This is a genomic window from Sphingomonas sp. P4_G2 (assembly GCF_056401155.1).
The window spans coordinates 157,838-175,039 of sequence record NZ_JBFUJY010000005.1; the positions used below are offsets into that span (position 1 = coordinate 157,838).

At 65.4% G+C, this 17,202-nt stretch carries 20 protein-coding genes and 1 pseudogene; 1 reads left to right on the plus strand and 20 read right to left on the minus strand.

Features of this window, described 5'->3' with window-relative positions; all coding sequences use genetic code 11:
• Positions 1–4 precede the first annotated feature (4 nt).
• From AC1DRD_RS15370 to AC1DRD_RS15450, 17 genes and pseudogenes are all read right to left on the minus strand, one after another.
• Positions 5–550 (minus strand): S26 family signal peptidase, encoded by a 546-nt coding sequence (locus AC1DRD_RS15370; RefSeq protein WP_478042016.1) that lies wholly within the window; start codon positions 548–550, stop codon positions 5–7.
• A complete protein-coding gene (locus AC1DRD_RS15375) occupies positions 547–1,065 on the minus strand; it encodes a DUF2840 domain-containing protein (RefSeq protein WP_478042017.1) in 519 nt (172 codons plus the stop codon). The genes AC1DRD_RS15370 and AC1DRD_RS15375 overlap by 4 nt, the downstream gene beginning before the upstream one ends.
• Positions 1,062–1,316 carry a hypothetical protein gene (locus AC1DRD_RS15380; protein ID WP_478042018.1) on the minus strand — a complete coding sequence of 85 codons (255 nt, stop codon included), beginning with the start codon at positions 1,314–1,316 and terminating at the stop codon, positions 1,062–1,064. The genes AC1DRD_RS15375 and AC1DRD_RS15380 overlap by 4 nt, the downstream gene beginning before the upstream one ends.
• On the minus strand, positions 1,313–1,951 hold the full coding sequence (parA, locus tag AC1DRD_RS15385) for a ParA family partition ATPase (protein ID WP_478042019.1): 639 nt from the start codon (positions 1,949–1,951) through the stop codon (positions 1,313–1,315). The genes AC1DRD_RS15380 and parA overlap by 4 nt, the downstream gene beginning before the upstream one ends.
• 204 nt (positions 1,952–2,155) lie before the next feature.
• Positions 2,156–3,046, minus strand: coding sequence for a replication initiator protein A (locus tag AC1DRD_RS15390; RefSeq protein ID WP_478042020.1), 891 nt, complete (start codon positions 3,044–3,046; stop codon positions 2,156–2,158).
• A gap of 11 nt (positions 3,047–3,057) precedes the next feature.
• Positions 3,058–3,345, minus strand: a complete 288-nt coding sequence (locus AC1DRD_RS15395) for a helix-turn-helix transcriptional regulator (RefSeq protein ID WP_478042021.1) — start codon at positions 3,343–3,345, stop codon at positions 3,058–3,060.
• A gap of 126 nt (positions 3,346–3,471) precedes the next feature.
• Positions 3,472–4,008 (minus strand): DUF2285 domain-containing protein, encoded by a 537-nt coding sequence (locus AC1DRD_RS15400; RefSeq protein WP_478042222.1) that lies wholly within the window; start codon positions 4,006–4,008, stop codon positions 3,472–3,474.
• Entirely contained in the window at positions 3,941–4,237 is a 297-nt protein-coding gene (locus AC1DRD_RS15405; RefSeq protein ID WP_478042022.1) for a transcriptional regulator domain-containing protein, read from the minus strand. Before AC1DRD_RS15405 ends, AC1DRD_RS15400 begins: the two co-directional genes overlap by 68 nt.
• Before the next feature lie 116 nt (positions 4,238–4,353).
• Positions 4,354–4,617 carry a DUF2285 domain-containing protein gene (locus tag AC1DRD_RS15410; protein WP_478042023.1) on the minus strand — a complete coding sequence of 88 codons (264 nt, stop codon included), beginning with the start codon at positions 4,615–4,617 and terminating at the stop codon, positions 4,354–4,356.
• A 120-nt stretch (positions 4,618–4,737) separates the two neighbouring features.
• A complete protein-coding gene (locus AC1DRD_RS15415; protein WP_478042024.1) occupies positions 4,738–4,980 on the minus strand; it encodes a helix-turn-helix domain-containing protein in 243 nt (80 codons plus the stop codon).
• Between the two features lie 183 nt (positions 4,981–5,163).
• Positions 5,164–5,490 (minus strand): DUF736 domain-containing protein, encoded by a 327-nt coding sequence (locus AC1DRD_RS15420; protein WP_102959702.1) that lies wholly within the window; start codon positions 5,488–5,490, stop codon positions 5,164–5,166.
• 565 nt (positions 5,491–6,055) lie between these two features.
• Positions 6,056–6,259, minus strand: coding sequence for a hypothetical protein (locus tag AC1DRD_RS15425; protein WP_478042025.1), 204 nt, complete (start codon positions 6,257–6,259; stop codon positions 6,056–6,058).
• A 120-nt stretch (positions 6,260–6,379) separates the two neighbouring features.
• Positions 6,380–6,982, minus strand: coding sequence for a gamma carbonic anhydrase family protein (locus tag AC1DRD_RS15430; RefSeq protein ID WP_478042026.1), 603 nt, complete (start codon positions 6,980–6,982; stop codon positions 6,380–6,382).
• Positions 6,966–7,508 (minus strand): MarR family winged helix-turn-helix transcriptional regulator, encoded by a 543-nt coding sequence (locus AC1DRD_RS15435; protein WP_478042027.1) that lies wholly within the window; start codon positions 7,506–7,508, stop codon positions 6,966–6,968. Before AC1DRD_RS15435 ends, AC1DRD_RS15430 begins: the two co-directional genes overlap by 17 nt.
• A gap of 94 nt (positions 7,509–7,602) precedes the next feature.
• Positions 7,603–8,164, minus strand: a pseudogene (locus AC1DRD_RS15440) (transposase); the annotation flags it as partial.
• Between the two features lie 599 nt (positions 8,165–8,763).
• Positions 8,764–9,207, minus strand: coding sequence for a hypothetical protein (locus tag AC1DRD_RS15445; protein WP_478042028.1), 444 nt, complete (start codon positions 9,205–9,207; stop codon positions 8,764–8,766).
• Between the two features lie 140 nt (positions 9,208–9,347).
• Entirely contained in the window at positions 9,348–9,515 is a 168-nt protein-coding gene (locus AC1DRD_RS15450) for a hypothetical protein (protein WP_164714525.1), read from the minus strand.
• A gap of 293 nt (positions 9,516–9,808) precedes the next feature.
• Here AC1DRD_RS15450 and AC1DRD_RS15455 point away from each other — a divergent pair, with 293 nt between their 5' ends.
• Positions 9,809–10,561 carry a hypothetical protein gene (locus AC1DRD_RS15455; protein ID WP_478042029.1) on the plus strand — a complete coding sequence of 251 codons (753 nt, stop codon included), beginning with the start codon at positions 9,809–9,811 and terminating at the stop codon, positions 10,559–10,561.
• 7 nt (positions 10,562–10,568) lie between these two features.
• On the opposite strand, the gene AC1DRD_RS15460 is transcribed toward AC1DRD_RS15455, so the two are convergent.
• From AC1DRD_RS15460 to AC1DRD_RS15470, 3 genes are all read right to left on the minus strand, one after another.
• On the minus strand, positions 10,569–11,492 hold the full coding sequence (locus AC1DRD_RS15460) for a DUF2493 domain-containing protein (protein ID WP_478042223.1): 924 nt from the start codon (positions 11,490–11,492) through the stop codon (positions 10,569–10,571).
• Between the two features lie 311 nt (positions 11,493–11,803).
• Positions 11,804–12,841 carry a DUF7146 domain-containing protein gene (locus AC1DRD_RS15465; RefSeq protein ID WP_478042030.1) on the minus strand — a complete coding sequence of 346 codons (1,038 nt, stop codon included), beginning with the start codon at positions 12,839–12,841 and terminating at the stop codon, positions 11,804–11,806.
• Positions 12,841–17,169, minus strand: a complete 4,329-nt coding sequence (locus tag AC1DRD_RS15470) for a strawberry notch-like NTP hydrolase domain-containing protein (RefSeq protein ID WP_478042224.1) — start codon at positions 17,167–17,169, stop codon at positions 12,841–12,843. The genes AC1DRD_RS15465 and AC1DRD_RS15470 overlap by 1 nt, the downstream gene beginning before the upstream one ends.
• Positions 17,170–17,202: the final 33 nt, after the last annotated feature.

The following is a 17,202-nucleotide window of genomic DNA, read 5'->3' on the forward strand; positions in this document are numbered from 1 at the left end:
GCCGTCACCGCGTCGGCGCGCGCCAGACGAAGCGGCCGTCGCCGTCCTCGTCGGTGTAGAGGGGGATGGCCCGGCCGATCACCGCGGAGGCGGGCAGCGGTCCGAAGTAGCGACCGTCAAGGCTGTCGCGGACTTCCCAGTTCATCAGGAACAGTTCGCCCTCGCCGACGACGCGGCAGCCTTGCCAGATGGGCAGCGGATTGCCGCGGCGGTCCCGATCCAGCGCCTTGCCCATCGGCACGGCGTCGACGGAGATCGCGAGGCCCGTCCTGCAAACTCGGTGGCCGGGAAGCGCCACGACGCGCTTCATCAGCGGCACACCGCGCGGTAGATAGCCGCCCTCAGCGAGGAAGCTCGCGAGCGGCTCGGGCGCGCGTACCGCGACCAGATCGGCGACGTCCGGGGACCGGTCCGGCTCGATCGCATAAAGGCCGATCGGCGCACTCGCCGACGCGTTCCAGATCAGCTTGGGCGCAAAAGAAACGAGCGACAGAGTGCCCAGCAACGACACGGCGGCCGTTGTAGTGATGGCGTAGCCGAGCCGGATCATGCGCCGATCTCCCGCGCCAAGAGGAAGGCGCGATGGCGCTGCGGCGTGTAGGCGCGCGGCGTCTCACCGGCGGCCAGGCGATTGTGAACGTGCCGCCAGTGATCGGGCGCGACCTCGGCCGGATCGATGCCGACCGCCTCGATCGCGTCGATGCGCTGGAGCATGCGCTCCACCTTCGGCCAGCCGTCGACGCGCAGCAGGATGTCGCCGCCGGGCGTCACGGTCGGGATTGTCTGGCAGGCTTCGCCGGGAGCGACGGCGCGCAGAATGTCGAACCGGGAGAGCAGGGTGCCATGCTCGTTTGCGGCCCAGCGCACGAGCGCGAAGGTCGTGCCGGGAGGGAAGAAGAGGATGCGGCGGCGGCGGTCGAGAACCTGTTCGCGGACCTCGCGGCCGAAGCGGATCCAGTGCTCGACCTGCTTCTCGATCCAGACGAGTTCCACCTGGGTGAGATCATCGAGCGACAATCCGGCGGCGCGGCCAGCGCGCGCGGATGCGGCGGGAAGGCCGGTCATTGGGCGTCTCCTTGGGCTGGTGGGAATTCGCGCTCGAACAGCGCGCGCAGCATGTCGGCGACCGTCTGGCCGCGCTGGAAGGCCACGATCTTGATCCGACCGCGCATGTCGGCGGTGACGTCGATGGTCAGCCTGGCCGAGAAGTCATCTGCGGGTTGAGGTCGCTGCGTCTGGCGATCGGGCGCCTTGATCCAGCTCTCCGGATCGCCTGGCCGGGATGCGAAGCCGCGCTTGGGGGATCGTTCGCTCATGCGCCGATCCTCGTCACCTCGGCCGCGAGCGCGGCGATCTCGCGCGCGCCCGGACAATCCTCGTCCTGCTCGGCGGCGATCCGTCCGGTCTGCACGACATCGGCGAAGACGATGCGCTGACCGATGGTGGTCGCCAGCAATGGCGGATCGTGGTCCGCAAGCGTCTCGGCGGTTTCGCGCGCGAGCACGGTGCGCGCCGCGCAGCGGTTCAGCACGAAGCGAGCGGCAAGCTGCGGGCGGTAGATGCGCGCTTCGCCGAGCAGCGCGAGCATTTCGGCCGACGCCCAGCCATCGAGCGGCGACGGCTGCACCGGGATCAGCACGAGATCGGCGGCGAGAAGCGCCGAGCGCATCAGGCCGGCGACGCGTGGCGGCCCATCGATGACGACATGGTCGGCGTCACGCGCCAGTTCGGGCGCCTCGCGATGCAGGGTGTCACGAGCAAGGCCGACGACACCGAAGAGCCGCTGCAATCCCTCCCGGCTGCGTTGCTGCGACCAGTCCAGCGCTGACCCTTGTGGATCGGCGTCGATCAGCGTGACGCGTTTGCCAGCACGCGCCCATTCGCCGGCGAGATGCAGCGCCAGCGTCGTCTTGCCGACCCCGCCCTTCTGATTGAGGAGCGCGACGATCATGACGGTCTCCCGACGATAGGGGACTCGTCCACACGGCGCGAAAAAGCGGGTTCCGTTAGAAAGATTCCGAAGGAATCTAGGTTAGATAAGTTACGGGGATCGCAAGCTGCTGATTCAGCGCGATGAATCGGCGATTCCGGTCCCCGATAGCACGAGAGTCCGGTCCCCGATGGCACGATGGTGCCGGTCCCCGATAGCACGAGACTATTCACAGCTTATCCCCAGGCGAGTTGGCGAGCGGCGGCGGCGGCGCGGGATGCCGAGCGCGTCGGGGTCGGTGGGTGCGAATGACAGGATTTCGGGTCCGCCGAGGCATTGCTCGATGGTGAGCCGGTAGCCCGGCAGCGGCTGGCGACGAACGATGTCGCGCAGGTCGTAGGCGAAGTGCTTGAGCGGCGAGAGGCTGCCGGACTTGGCATGGAGGTGGGGGAAGCCGAAGCTCCAGCCGAACACTTGGCGACCGCCGTGCTTGCGCACGAGGCGGTACAGCCAGCGCTCCAGCCCGCCGGTCAGCCCGAAGTAGTTCCGGTCGATCGTGAGGACCAAGGTATCGTCGAGGACTGCGCCGTAGAACCAGTCGGGGAGGATCAGTTCGAGGCCGAGCGGACGACCGCGGTGGTCGGCGCGCTCCTTCCATTCATTGATCCAGGAGAAGCGGTGCATCCGCCGCTCGGTCGGCTGGCGGATGGAGGTCGCGACCGTGGTCGATTGCAATCGGTCGAGTGCCGCCTTCAGCCGGTCGTAGTCGCGCAGCGATACGCCGCGGCCGATGAAGTTCAAGATTTCGTAGGGCGTCGTCGCCATCAGGCGCGAGGGGCGCAAGCCGACATCGCGCGCTTCGACGATCTGCGAGGCCGCCCAGATGAGGATGTCTGCGTCCCAGATCGTAGCCATGCCATGCTCGGGGACGGCTTCGACGCGGATCTTTACCGAGCCCGCCTTGAAGTCGATCGGCGCCAGGCGCTTCGACTTGGCAAGCGAGAAGAACGGATAGGCCATGAGGTCCTGCGCATCGCGCGGCGCGAGATCGCCGGGCAGCGCCCGGAACAGATCGAGCTGTGCACGCTCGTCGTGATGGGTGTGGCGGGACGACACGGCCGGCCACCTCAGCGCGGAAAGCGGCCGCCGGCGGTGGCGGAGGAGGGGCTGGTATGGCGCTTGGCTGGAAGCACAGTCCCACCACGCGGATCGGAGGTCGAAGTCACGAGACCTCGATCAGCCCAACCTTGCAGGTCCTCGACGGAGTAGACGACGCGGCCGCCGAGCTTGCGATAGGTCGGTCCGGTTCCGTAGGTCCGGTGCTTCTCGAGGGTGCGCTCGGACAGGCCGAGGAAGCGCGCCGCTTCCTGGGTTCTCAGATAGCGCGGCGGAATATTGGCGGCTTTTTCGGCCATGATCGAACCTCCGTGGTCTCGCTGGCGGCCGCTTCGAACAGGCGGCGGGTTGCGAGCACGGTGGCGTGGCGACGGCGCTTCCGGCAGGAACGAAGTTAGGAAGTTATTTTCGACACCGAGCGCAGATCAGCGGGAGCGACGCGGACGGCGGAGCAGCATTCGGTAGCCGCCGCGCACGTAAGACATGCCGTCGCGCGCAAGGCGGGCGATCGATATCCGAACTGGGCTTTCGTCCCACGTCGCGGCATCATGTTTGAGTTTGGGAAAGATCTGTTCGGCAATCTTTCGATAGCTCGCGCCGGCTACGCGAGCGTCGAAGACGCGGAGCATCAGGCGCGCCCTATGACGGCGCTGAGGTGTCAGGCGCGGATCGGGCGGCACACGCTTTCCGAACATCGCGTTCCAGAGGCGTTCGATGGCGATCAGTCGGTCTAGTGTCAGTTCGTCGAACAAGACGAACGCGCCGAGGGGACGACGATCATGGGCGTCGGCGAGAGCGACGTCGTAGGGCTCGCCCCGTAGCGCAAGCCGGATCAAAGCGGCATCGTGTTCGGCAATGGCATGGGCCTGCAGATCATCAATGCGGACGCTGAGATCACCCGCTGGGCTCGGCCCAGCCGTGAACGGAAGCGTCGCCGGATCGGCTTGTGGGGTCCAGAAGATCGGTTGGACGAGCCCGGAGTTGCGAGGGTCGGCGACGAAATCGCAACCCCCATTGCTCGGCGAATTCGCGCGCAATGTCCTCGGTCAGCCGGCCGATGGACACCAATTCCTGATAGGATTTTCTGTATTCTGGGTTACGACGCAGGAACTCCCAAGCAAGATCGCCGGGGGTCAACTTGTCGATATAGTCATAAGCGGCTTCGGACCGCCAACTTTCATCTTCGGACATCTCCACCGTCTCCGCGCATGGTCTGCAACGCGAGTTATGCAGTGGATACGATTCCCGGTTGAATAGCGTGCGGGAAGAACGAAGTGGCCGCAACGTGATGCGGTTTGCGCATCACCTCAGTGCAGGCGGCCCGGGAGCAGCTCACAGAAGCCGCTGGTGGTCATCCATTTCGCGCGGTTGAGATGGCTGGTGTAGATGCGTTGAGCGCGCTCGGGTTCGGCCTTGGCGTCGAGACCGAAGAGGACTTCGACGACCTCACGCCAATCGGCGCTTTCCGCGTCTGCATCGAGCAGCCGAACATAGAGCTTCAGATGCGCCTCGTCGTAGGCGGTCAAAGCCGCGCCGGCCGGCGGCTGATCAAGAAAATCATCTTTGGTCACAACATCCCCCGATCGCGAGATGTATCCAAACTGGAGGGAATTGTTAACGATGATTTCATCGGAAAGATGACGCAAGGCCCTGATGCGGGAGGTTGAGCCAACGCCGCGACCTGTCGAACGTCAGGTTTCCTTCTTTGCATCGACGAGCAGCACTCCCTTGCCCTGATCGGAGTTCAGGAAGACGATCCCGGCGCGCTCGAAAGCCCTTCTCACCTCATCGCGCGTACTCTCAAAGACCTCGAGACCACTGGTGGATTCGAGGCGCTTAAGCGCGGTCAATGAGACCCGGGCCCTGTCAGCGAGCGTCTCCTGTGTCCAACCCAGCAACGCGCGTGCGGCCCGAAACTGTCGGGCGGTGATCATGCATGATCACCTCCCACACGGACCTACGCGCACGCCAAAACTACGACTATAATAGTCGTTCTTAACGCGATTTTCCAGCCAGAAGTGGCTGCTGGGGCTCTGTGCGATCCATAGGGGCGGAAACTGATTCGGTCGCCGGGAGACGAAGGCCCCGGCCTTCCGACCGGGGCCTCGCGCGGGGCCTCAGTCGCCCCGCCGCCCGTTGGGACGGGACCAGATGAGGGAGAAGGTGTCACCTTCCTCGTCGTCGAAGAGGTTGGCGTAGATCGGGGCGTTGAAGCTCGGATCGTCGAGCTTGAGGCCCAGATAGTCGCGGCCCTCGTTGGAGCGCTTGGACCAGGCGGCGCCGATCTCGGCGCGGCCGACCAGAACCCGGTGGCTGGGGGCGTTCTCGCCGGTGGCGCGTTGATCAGGGACGATGCGCACGTTCTTGGCCTGGACGCTGAGGGTGACGATTTCGCCGGTGAACTCGTTCGAGCCGGTCTTCTTGAAGGTGCCGATGGTCGCCATTGTAAATCTCCGTTTTCCGTTCCCGAGCCCGCACCATGCGGCCTCGATGGCGATCGGTTGGCCGGAGGCGATCGACGGCGCACCCCGAAGGGGCCTGACAGCCAAGGAGGGCTTTCTTGTCTCGCGAGGAATGGCGGCGCAGCCGGCAGGGGAAGAAAGTCTAACGCGGCTGTTGCGTCATAGGCGATCAAGGCGCAGCCGGCCTTCGGCCAGATCAGGCCATTGAAGAGGCCGTTTGGAGCGGTCGAGGCACGGTTAGAGAACGGAGATGATGGCGGCTGTCCCGCACCGGCAAACCGGCGTCAGGCAATGCTCACCGGCTTCGTCTCCTCCCCAGCAGGCCTACGCTGCTGTCATCCTGACCTTCCACTGCCTCGCGGAAATCGCCCACCGGGTGTTCCGTGTGCCGTCGAGTCAAGGGTCAGCCACGCCAGCGCTCCGACGAGGACCGCCACCAACGCCGAGCGACGATCCGCGCCCCACGCGACCCATCGCAACAGTCCTCAGATGACATGGTGGCCGCCACTCACCACTGGTATGGCCCTTTCGACGACGATGACGGAAATCAGGCTCGTGCGAGATCCGGGTCGGATGGGGTCGAGGCCGTCGCCATTCCTGCGACTCGGACGAAAGCGGTGATGCCGACCGCCATCGCGCCGATGACGGAGAAAGTGGTCTGCCATGCGTCGGACGGCATGAGGTGCTTGACGATTCCATGGGTTGCGTGGAAGCCGGCGATCGCCGCCGGGGCGGCGAAGGCTGCGGCCACGATCAGCTTCAGCTAATGCCGTTCCAGTGACAAAACTGGCCGTGGACTCGCTATCGCCTATTTAAGTTTAAGCGACACACTGGACGCACTGATTGTCATCATCGGTGACGCCTTTCGGCATTAGCCGATGACCGTGTCGCCGAGGTGTGATCCCAAGCTCTCGGAGAGGCGCCGGGTGACGTGCCGCATGAGGTCCGGCGTGGCGCGGTCGTAGCCATAGACCCACTCCGGGAAGTTCAGCGGCTCTTGCGCCGCCCAGATCTCGTCGTGTCGGTCGGGCGGCAGGATGCGAGCCGGGTCGCCGACAGCCACCCAGCCGATCGGCACCGTGCTGCCGGCCGCGAGGCGGGTGCGCAGGTGGACGGTTGCATGGACGCGTACTTCCGTGCCGCGGCCGAGATGCGCGCCGTGGAAGATCGCGGCGGCGGTCGCGACGAAGACCTCGTCCTCAATTGTTGCGCCAATGACATGGGCGTTCGGCCCGATGAGACAGTGATTGCCGATGATGCAGCCGTGACGAGGATTGGCGCGGATCACCGCGTTCTCCATCACGATACAGTCGCAGCCGATCTGGATGGAGCCGCCTGCTTCGCCGATCACCCGTGCTCCGTGCAGAATGCGCGCGCCGGGTCCAATGGTCACGTCACCGCAGACGGTTGCGTCGGAGGCGATCCAGGCTGTCGGGTCAACCTGCGGGCTCTTGTTGTCATGGGTGAACAACATATGGGTCTCCTTTAGCGCCGGCGGCGTGCTCGATTTCGTTCGCGCGGGTGCCGATCGGGCAGAGCGGGCCGCTGCAACCCGTGTGATCGCAGAGGCGGCAGGTCGTACGGGCGAAGGTCCGCGACCGGGTTGCCGACGCGAGTAGGCGATCGAGGGACCGCTCGAACTGCATACGGTCAGCCTTCGGCAGTGTTGCCAGCAGGCGTTCCATGGCGTCCAACCGAGCTGCCTGGAGAGCATTGGCACTTTCCGATCCTTCGCGGGTAAGGCCCAGCGGCGCTGTCCGCCCCGATCGTCCTCCACGCACGACGAGGCCACGTCGGATCAGGCCACCCACGACACGGACTGCGGTTGGCTGCGTGACCCCACTGATCATGGCGAGCTCTGTCGCCGTCATTGGCCCGTGATAGTGCAAGGTCAGGAGAAGTGCTGCGGCACTGCGCGAGAAATCGCCGAACGATGTCTCGATCGCGTCGACAACGAGCAGTCCCAAGACGCCAAGTTTGTTTCCATCCAACATATGCATAGGCTATGCATATTTTACACTCGCGTCAAGACGACCGAACGGAAGCCTCACGCCCGGGTCGGCTGCCGCCAGGCATCGCGCCCATTTCGCCAACGTAGCCTGTGATGCCCTGCGAGAAGAGCAGACCCTTGATCCGGTTGCTGTGCCGGATGCGTTCTTCCATCAACACCTTGCGCTCCCGGACGATGCGGCGGCGATCCTCCTCAGGGCTCGGTACGCGTAGCATAGAGCAGACTCGCGGTTCGCCACGCTTGAACGCCAGCAGCGCCCGGATAAGGGTCTCGCCGTCGAGCCTATCCGTCTTCACCCCGTCGCTTGCGCCGAGACGTTGCAATGGATGCTGCGTCAACGACATGAGTGTCGTGGCCCTCTGCTTCCAGAACTCGGTGGACCCAGAAGCCATCAAGGCCGGCCTCTTGAATGATGACGAACGGATAGTCGTGTCCGGTTCGGTCACGAGCCTTTTGCTTCAACTGAGCGAGGCGGCCTAGAAGCCCGGCAATATCCCCGCCGGGGATGGTATGACGCTATAGCTTCTCGCCAGCTCCCGGCGAGATCGAGGTGACCAGCCAGGTCTTCTTGCTCAACTCCACCGACATGAAGATCGCATCAAGTTCTTTGTGCACCGCATTTTCTTGAATATGGCCCTGCGTCATCTTCCTGCTTCTTTCCGCGACGGCCAACAATGCGCGCTGCATCAGAGCAGGTCGCCAGCCTTACTCATAGGACCTCGATGGCGATCGGCAGGCCGGAGGCGATCGACGCCGCACCCCGAAGGGGCGTGACAGCCAAGGAGGGCTTTCTTGTCTCGCGAGGAATGGCGGCGCAGCCGGCAGGGGAAGAAAGTTTGACGCGGCTGTTGCGTCATAGGCGATTGAGGCGTCAGCCGGCGTTCGGCCAGATCAGGCCATTGAAGAGGCCGTTTGGAGCGGTTGAGGCACGGTCAGAGAACGGGGAAAATGGCGGCCGTCCCGCACCGGCAGACCGGCTCCGGGGCAAAACTCATCGGCTTCGTTTCCTCCCGGCAAGGCATCGGTGCTGCATCCTGACCCGCGACCGCCAACTAAGAGATCGCCACGTCGGATGTTCGGTGGTGCAGCCAAGAGGTGGTCCTGCCATGGCAACCGCTCCAACGAGGGGCTGCTTATCCGGGTCCAGCGCTGATCCGCGCTCCATGCATCAATCGCAGCGGCCTAAGACGATGTGGGCGGTCGCCGCTCATCGCTGGTCGCCCTCGCAACGGCGATGCCGACGATCAGGCTCGCGCGAGGTCCCGCCCGGACGGACCCGAGGCCGACGCCATTCCTGCGACCCGTATGAAGGCGGTTATTCCCACCGCGATCGCGCCAATGACGGAGAAGGCGATCTGCCATCCTTCGGAAGGCATGAGGTGCTTCACAATGCCATGCGTGGCGTGGAATCCCGCTATCGCCGCCGGCGCGACGAAGGCGATGGCCACGGTGAGCTTCAGCCACATCGGCCGGACGAAGGTGATCAGCAGGTGACCGGCCGCCAGCGTGATGGCGGCCGCGACAGCGCCGACCAGGATGGCGCCAGGAATGCCGGCGCCGGTGCCATAGGCCCAGGCGCCCGCGGTCACGCCGACGAGCACGGGCAGCGCGAAGACGGCCAGCGTGAACAGCAGCCAGCAAAGCAGGCCGATAGCTGCGAGGGATGCGAGTATTGCGAGGATGATCATGGTGGTGGCCTCCGTGAGAAACACTCTGACGGTCGCGCCTCCACCACCACCACGGCGCGCTCGAACTATAGCTGAAAATCGACTGCGCCGGGAGCGGAAATCGCGGGCGACTTCCGCGCGGCGACGCCAGTTCGCCCCGGTTATGGGGCGAAGGGATCGATCTCATGGACGATCGCGGCCATGTCGCCGTCGTACTCGCTGGCGGGCGTCACCGAGAGGGTGCCGTCACCGGCCTGGAAGATGATGATGGCGGCCATCAGGGTGGTGGCGAGGCTGAAGGCGAAGGCGTGCGCGTCGTTGAGGGACATCGATCCGGCTCCTGTTTGAGCGGAGGACCATCCCCCGCTGACAGGCGCCCGAAGTGTCGGACTGAACGCTGCAATCACCGCGTAGGCGCAGCCGAAGCGGCGGCATGCTCGCATAGCCGACCCTTTACGGGTTGATGGCGTCAGGCGGTCAGTCTGACCAAGGATCAGCGCAGATAAGCGGGGGTGCGTCGGCCGGTCCGAAATGGTAGTCGTGATGTTCTCAACAGCCTTGCCGCTAAGACCTCCGCCGGACGTCTCGCGCACACGAGGCGACAACTTCGTCAGGGAGGACCATGGCAAGCGGATTCTATGTGCCGGATGGCAACGAGGCCCTGCGGTCGGATATTCCTGCCATCGTCGAACTCATCGAGCGGACGGCACGTTGGGTACACCCTGACACGTTTCTCGCGCTTCCGGTCTGGGCACCACATACAGCGCGCGGTCGGCCTCTCTTCGACGCGGGGTGGACGCGGCGTTACACGAACACGCGAAAGCTGACCGGTGTAACGGCGGAGAAGTTCGAAGGAAATGTGGCTGCGCTCAACGCCCTTGTCGCCGCGCTCGATGTTGCGTCCCCAAAGCCAAAGAACTGGACCGTCTGTCACATCTGGGGTTACGACGATCCATCGTTCGCGCAGGGCAGCAGCGTGGTTCAGGATCCGCGCTATTTCTCCTGTGTCGCGAACATGGTGTGGCTGCCCACGTCGTTGAAGGGTTTTACTGACACCCTCCCAGAGATCAAAGCCATGCTGCGGGTATGCTCTTTCCATCTGTACGGATGGGCATGTGAGCACGAGGCGGTCGCCGCACAGGCTGAGCAGGTGCGATCCGGTTGGACACCGCCCGACTATCCGAAGAGTTGGCCCAAAGCGGATCGGCCTGGCGTCCTGCCGCCGGGGACAGCGCCGTTCACGCCACGCATCGAACGAGAAATAGCAAAGCGGAAGTCGAAAATCCGATCCAATCTCGCCAACGCCGATTTCCTTCACTATCCAAAGACCGAGGTCGAGGACGTGCTGAAGTTCTGGAAAGTCGATATGAGATAGGCGGCGCTCACGCGCCGCCGAACTTCCAGACCGGGACGCCGAGCTTCTTGGCCTTGTCGGCGAGGTTGTCGTTGATGCCCGTGCCGGGGAAGTGCATCACGCCCTTGGGCAGAACTTCCAACATCTCGTCATTGCGCTTGAAGGGCGCTGCGCGGCCGTGCTTCGTCCAGTCCGGTGCAAAGCCGATCTGGGGCACACTGCGGTTCGTGGCCCAAAGGGACGCGATCTTCTCGGCGCCTTTCGGCGACTTGCCATGCATCAGCACCATGTCCGGGTGCTTTTCGTGCACTTGGTCGAGCTTGGCCCAGATCAGCCGGTGGTCGTTGAAGTCAAGCCCGCCGGTGACGACGATTTTCGGACCAGGCGGAAGAAGGATCGTCTGCTCGGCCCGTCGTTTCGCTGCCAGGAAGTCGCGGCTGTCGATCAGCGCTGAGGTGAGATTGCGGTGGTTGACCTTTGACCCGCTGCGCGGAAGCCAGGTCTTGCCGACGTGGCGTTCGTAATGTTCGGCTGCCTGGTCGCGCATCAGCTCGAAGGCGTTCTGACGTTCGATCAGGGTCTGGCCCTCGGCGATGTGGCGCTCGAGTTCGACCGCCTTCACCTCGCTGCCGTCCTGTTCACGCTGCCCGCGGCGTTGCGCCTGTTCGTTGTCGTCCAGTTCGCGCGCGATCCGGTCGGTGGCGCGGTGGAAGACGTTGACCGTCGACCAGAGGAGATCGTCGAGGTCGGGTTCGAGGCGAGTGTCCTCCAGCGTCCCGATCAGGGCGTCGAAGATGTCCGAGATGGCGCCCGCAACCGCATTGCCGTCGGGCAAGAGCCGCTGGTCGGGTTCATCCTCGAAGGGACGGTAGCCGTGGAGCTGAAGCTCGGTGAGGACATGGTCGGTGGGTGATGAGGCGTGATGCGGTTCGAAGTCGTCGTGCTCGCTCATGGGATGCTCCGTCGGTTGGACCGCGACGTCGCGGCCTTCATGGCGACGAAGCCGGCGGGCGGGCCGGCCCTGCACCCGGAGCGCAGCGCAGGGCCGGAGCGTCAGCGGAGGATGGCGAAGGCCGGCGATTTTGCCTCGCGATGGAAAGGCGCGGCACGCGCCGCCGGAAAATCGTCGGCCGCAGCCATTGCCGGGCGGGTCCGTTTGCTGGCCGATCGCCCTCTCGAAGGCCGAGGCGCGGTCCCCCTCCGACGGTGGGTGCATCCGCGCGAGCATGACGACACACCGCCAATGTTGTCTCGCGTTCCGGGCTATGCCGCCAGCGCCATGAACCTTGCGACGTCCTGGGGTGCGATCTGCATCCGCGACTGCTGCCGGAGATGCTCGATGCCCAGGGCGCGGAGATCCTCGTTGAAGTCGCCGAGCGCCGGCGAGATGACGATCGCCTCGATCCCGACGGCGTTGGCCCGTTCGATCAGGCTGTCCCGCGCACCATCACCGGCCGGATCATTGTCACGCACGATGTAGAGCCGTCGCAGCGTGTCGGGGAACAGGATGGCGGCGAGGTGCGCCGCCGAGAGCGCCGCCAGCATCGGCATGTCGGGAAGCACCTGTTGGAGCGACAGCACGGTCTCGATGCCTTCGCCGGCCGCCATGACCTCGCCACCGATGCCAAAGCGCACCGCGTTGCCGAGCAGGTCGCCCATGGCTCGCCTCGGCGTGTCGATCGGTGCCTTGTCCCGCGATCGGGGATCCAGCCAAGTCCGGTGCGCGCCCGTGATCCTGCCATCAAGATCGGTGACAGCGGCGATCATCGCTGGCCAGGTCTCGGTCGGCGTATGCTCGTCGGGCCGATAATAGCAGCGTGGATGGAAGCGAAGGTTTCCGGTTCCGCGTAAATCCGTAATGCCGCGTTCCCGCAAATACGCTTGCACGATTGTGCCCATTATCGGCTGTGACATGCCGATGAGACGCCGCGCCGCTTCCGGCGAGCCGCTCGGCGCGGGGCCCCGACGCTCGTGCGATCGTGGCTCCGGTTCCGGCGGCGGCATGCTGAGAAAGGTCCGTGCCTCGTCGGCCACGTCCTTGAAGTCGGTTAGGCCGCAGCTTTCACGAATAACGTCGAGGAGATCGCCGTGTTCGCCGGTGGCGGCGTCGGTCCATTTGCCCGCGATGCCCTTCGGAGAATCCTTGAGCCGGACATACATCGAGCGACCGGGCGTGTTGCGCACATCACCGACCAGCCAGTAGCGGCCCTCGCGACGCCCGCTCGAGAGATAGTGGCGGCACACCGCCTCAGCCTGCCGGCCGAGACTACGCGCGAGATCGGAAGCATCCTGACGAGTCATCACGCAGCCTCCCGTTCGGAGATGCGCGCGACGGGGAAGGTGTCGAGCAGCTTGGCGAGGATGGCGGGCCCTGATGCGTCGACGGGCACGAAGAAGCGCAGCTTCCACGAGATGATCTCGCTGAACAGGCCATAGGCGCGCAGTCGATCGCGCATCGCTTCGGTGAAGCCCGACAGCTCGATGCGGTTGGTCCCCATCACGCGGGCGCGGCGCAGCTGCATGCCCTCGGCGAGGTCGAGGATCGTGGCGCCGTTGGTCAGCGCAATGAAGGCGGCCTCCGGTGTCAGCGCGCTGGCGCCCATGGTGCCGGCGTTTGCGGCCCAGGCGGGCGAAACGCGGCGACCGATGATGCGCTCGCCGGCGTCGGTCTGGAGCCGATAGACCCGCGTCGACTCGTTCGGCAGGCGCTTCCAGATCGGCAACAGCAGGCCAGCGACGATATGGATCGTGCTGTCGGCGAAGTCCGGCACATCGTTTAGTTCCGCCCACCACGCTGCGGCGAAGGCGGCGCGATCGGCTTCCTCCCAACGGCTCTCGTCCATCATGCGCAATGGCGCATAGTGCTGCTCAATCGGCCGGATCAGGCAGACGCGCCGCTCGATCTCGCCATCGTCGAGCATCATGGATGGCGCGGGAATCTGCACGGCGGCGCGACCGGAGCGGCCGTTGACCAAGAGCCGCGCCCGCGGATCGGAGAGATGGTCGAGGGCGTCGGCCAAGCTTGTCGGGCGGTTGCGCTCGCGTCGCGTGATGGTGAGCAGCCGCGTCTCGGCGCCGGTGCCCGGATGGGTGTGGATCACCTGGCTGTCGGTGACGATGAAGCTCTCGGCCTGCAGCGTCTCCAATCCCACATCATAGACGCCGCTCCGGATCGCGCCCTCGATCTTGGCGGTGAGGAGTTGCTCAAACGCCGTGAAGAGCACGCCCTGCAGATCGATGGTCAGCGCCAGGAGTCTGTTGAGGAAGGTAGTGATCGGCGGCAACTCGTCCTTGATGCCATTGTCGTCCATCAGCTTCAGGCCGGTGGCGGACTCGAAGCGGTCGAGCGAGCATCCTTCGACCTTGCCGCGCACCAGCAGGAGATAGAGCTGCCGCAGCGCATCGCGCGCATAGTGCGATTCCAGATTGTCCTCGGGTCGGAACAGACCCTGTCCGCCGGTCTGGCGCTGGCCGCGTGTAATGGCCCCCAGCGTGTCGAGCCGGCGCGCGATGGTCGAGAGGAAGCGCTTCTCCGCCTTCACGTCGGTCGCGATCGGCCGGAAGAGTGGAGGCTGTGCCTGGTTCGTTCGGTTGGTGCGGCCAAGGCCCTGGATGGCGGCGTCGGCTTTCCAGCCCGGCTCGAGCAGATAGTGGACGCGCAGGCGCTGGTTCCGCGCCGCGAGATCGGCGTGATAACTGCGCCCCGTGCCGCCGGCGTCAGAGAAGACGAGTACGCGCTTCTGGTCGTCCATGAAGGCGGCAGCTTCGGCGAGATTGGCGGAGGCGGCGCGGTTCTCGACCGCAAGGCGGTCGCCCTTGCGCACCACCCGGCGCGAGCGGCCCGTCACCTCGGCGACGATGTCGGTGCCGAAACGCTGGACGATCTGATCGAGAGCGCCGGGAACGGGGGGCAGCGAAGCCAACCGTTCGATCAGCTCGTCGCGGCGGGCGACGGCTTCGCGGCTCTCGACAGGCTGACCGTCCCGGTAGACCGGGCGCGACGACAGATTGCCCTCGCTGTCGGTGAACGGCTCGTAGAGCTGCACCGGGAAGGAATGGGCGAGGTAATCAAGGACATATTCGCGGGGCGTGATGTCCACCCGGACATCCTTCCATTCCTCGGTCGGGATCTCGGCGAGACGCCGTTCCATCAGCGCTTCGCCGGTCGAGACGATCTGGATCACGGCGGAATGGCCATCAGCCAGGTCCTGCTCGATCGAGCGGACCAGTGTCGGGGTCTTCATGCTGGTCAACAGATGGCCGAAGAAGCGCTGCTTGGCGGATTCGAAGGCCGAACGTGCGGCCGACTTCGCCTGTCGGTTCAGGGTGCCGCTGTCGCCGGTGATGTTGGCGGCTTGCATCGCCGCATCGAGATGATTGTGGATGATGGCGAAGGCGCCGGCATAGGCATCGTAGATGCGCGTCTGCTCGGGCGTGAGCTGCTGTTCAAGCAACTCATATTCGACGCCGTCATAGGAGAGCGAGCGGGCGGTGTAGAGGCCGAGCGAACGCAGATCGCGCGCCAGCACCTCCATGGCCGCAACGCCGCCATTCTCGACCGCCTCGACGAATTCGGCTCGGTTGGCGAACGGGAAATCCTCGCCGCCCCACAGGCCAAGTCGCTGGGCATAAGCGAGATTGTGGACCGTGGTGGCGCCAGTAGCGGAGACGTAGACCACGCGCGCGTTCGGCAGGGCGTGCTGGAGGCGCAGGCCCGCACGGCCCTGCTGCGAAGGAGCGACATCGCCCCGTTCTCCCTTGCCGCCACCGGCGTTCTGCATGGCGTGGCTTTCGTCGAAAATGATCACTCCGTCGAAATCGGAGCCCAACCATTCGACGATCTGCTTGACCCGCGAAAGCCTACTCCCGCGGTCGTCGGACCGTAGCGTGGCATAGGTGGTGAAAAGGATGCCTTCCGTCAGACGGATGGTCGTGCCTTGCGGGAAGCGCGACAGTGGTGTGACCAGCAGCCGCTCCATGCCGAGCGCAGACCAGTCGCGCTGGGCGTCCTCCAGCAGCTTGTCGGATTTGGAGATCCAGACCGCCTTGCGCCGACCCTGGAGCCAGTTGTCGAGGATGATCCCGGCGGACTGGCGGCCTTTGCCGGCGCCGGTGCCGTCGCCGAGCATGAAGCCCTTGCGGAAGCGGACGGCATTTTTCGCATCGTCCGGTGCGGCCGAGACGAGATCGCAGGTCTCATCCACGGTCCAGGCGCCGGCGAGATAGTCGCCATGGGCCTCGCCGGCATAGATCACCGTCTCAAGCTGGGCGTCGGACAGCACGCCATCGCTGACGATGTGGGTCGGGAGCAGCGGGCGATAGTTGGGCTTCGGCGGCGCGACCGACGCCATGGCGGCCGATTGCACCAGCTTTGTGGGATGTGGCTGCGCGTCGGGGATGCGGATCGACTGGAGCGCATAGGTCTCGTAGATCGACTCCGACAGGCGGCCGCCTTCCGGCGGCGTCCAGTCCGTCGTCTCGTACTGAAGGGGCACGCCGTCGGGCTGGGCGACGCGGCGCGCAGGCGCCGCGGAAGCGGCCCGGGCGAGATATCCGCGCACGGTGCGCGGGGCGATCGGCGCGTCGACGATCGTCTTAGGGAGCGACACCGGCAACCGGGCCGGAACCTGCTGGTCGATCCACGCGAGTAACGTCGCAACATCGAGTGCGAGGCCGGCAGAATCCGGAAAGCGGGTGGCATCCTCTGCCGGCGCCTTGTCGATGACGGTCAGGCGCGTCTCGATGGTCGTGCCGTGCCTAGCATAGACCGAGCCCGCAACGGCGGCCGTGAACACGACACGCCCGCGCTCCTGCAGTCGGATGAACGCGTCGCGCCAGGCAGGGGTGTCAGGCGAGAAGTTCGCGCCGGTGATCGCGACGAGGCGGCCCCCATCGGCAAGGCGCGCCAGGGCCGAGGCGACATGGCGATAGGCCGCGTCGGCAATTCGTCCGGTGACGTTGGCCATCACCGAGAACGGCGGATTCATTATGATGACGCTGGGAACGGCCGCCCGATCGAGATGGTCATCGATCTGCGCGGCGTCGAAGCGCGTGACCGGGATGGCCGGAAAGAGGGAGGCGAGCAGATCGGCGCGGGTCTCGGCAAGCTCGTTGAGGATGAGTGCGGAGCCAGTGATCTCGGCGAGGATGGCAAGCAGGCCGGTGCCGGCCGAAGGCTCCAGCACGCGGTCGGCCCGGGTCAGCGATGCCGCGGTCAGGGCGGCGAGACCGAGCGGGACAGGCGTCGAGAATTGCTGCAAGGCCTGCGCTTCCTCGAAGCGCCGCGTGTGTGTGGGAAGAAGGGTAACGATCTTAGTCAGCGCGGACAGGCGTGAAGCCGGCGAAGCGGCTTTGCGGAAAAGCGCCTTTCCGTATTTGCGCAGGAAGAGGACCGTCGCGACCTCGCAAGCGTCATAGGCCGTCTTCCAGTCCCAGGCGCCGGCAGCGTCGGACGCGCCGAAGGCCGCCTCCATAGTGGCCCGCAGCGTCGCGGCGTCGACCGGTCGGCCCTTTTCAAGATGAGGGAGGAGATGCTCCGCGGCGGCCAGCACGGCGGAGGCCGGCGGCGTCGCGGGCGCGAGCGGGAGCGAGACCGCCGGGACGGCAGCCGGAAGTGGAGCGTAAAGCATGGAGAAGACCTCGGAGAGCGGAGACGGGACGAG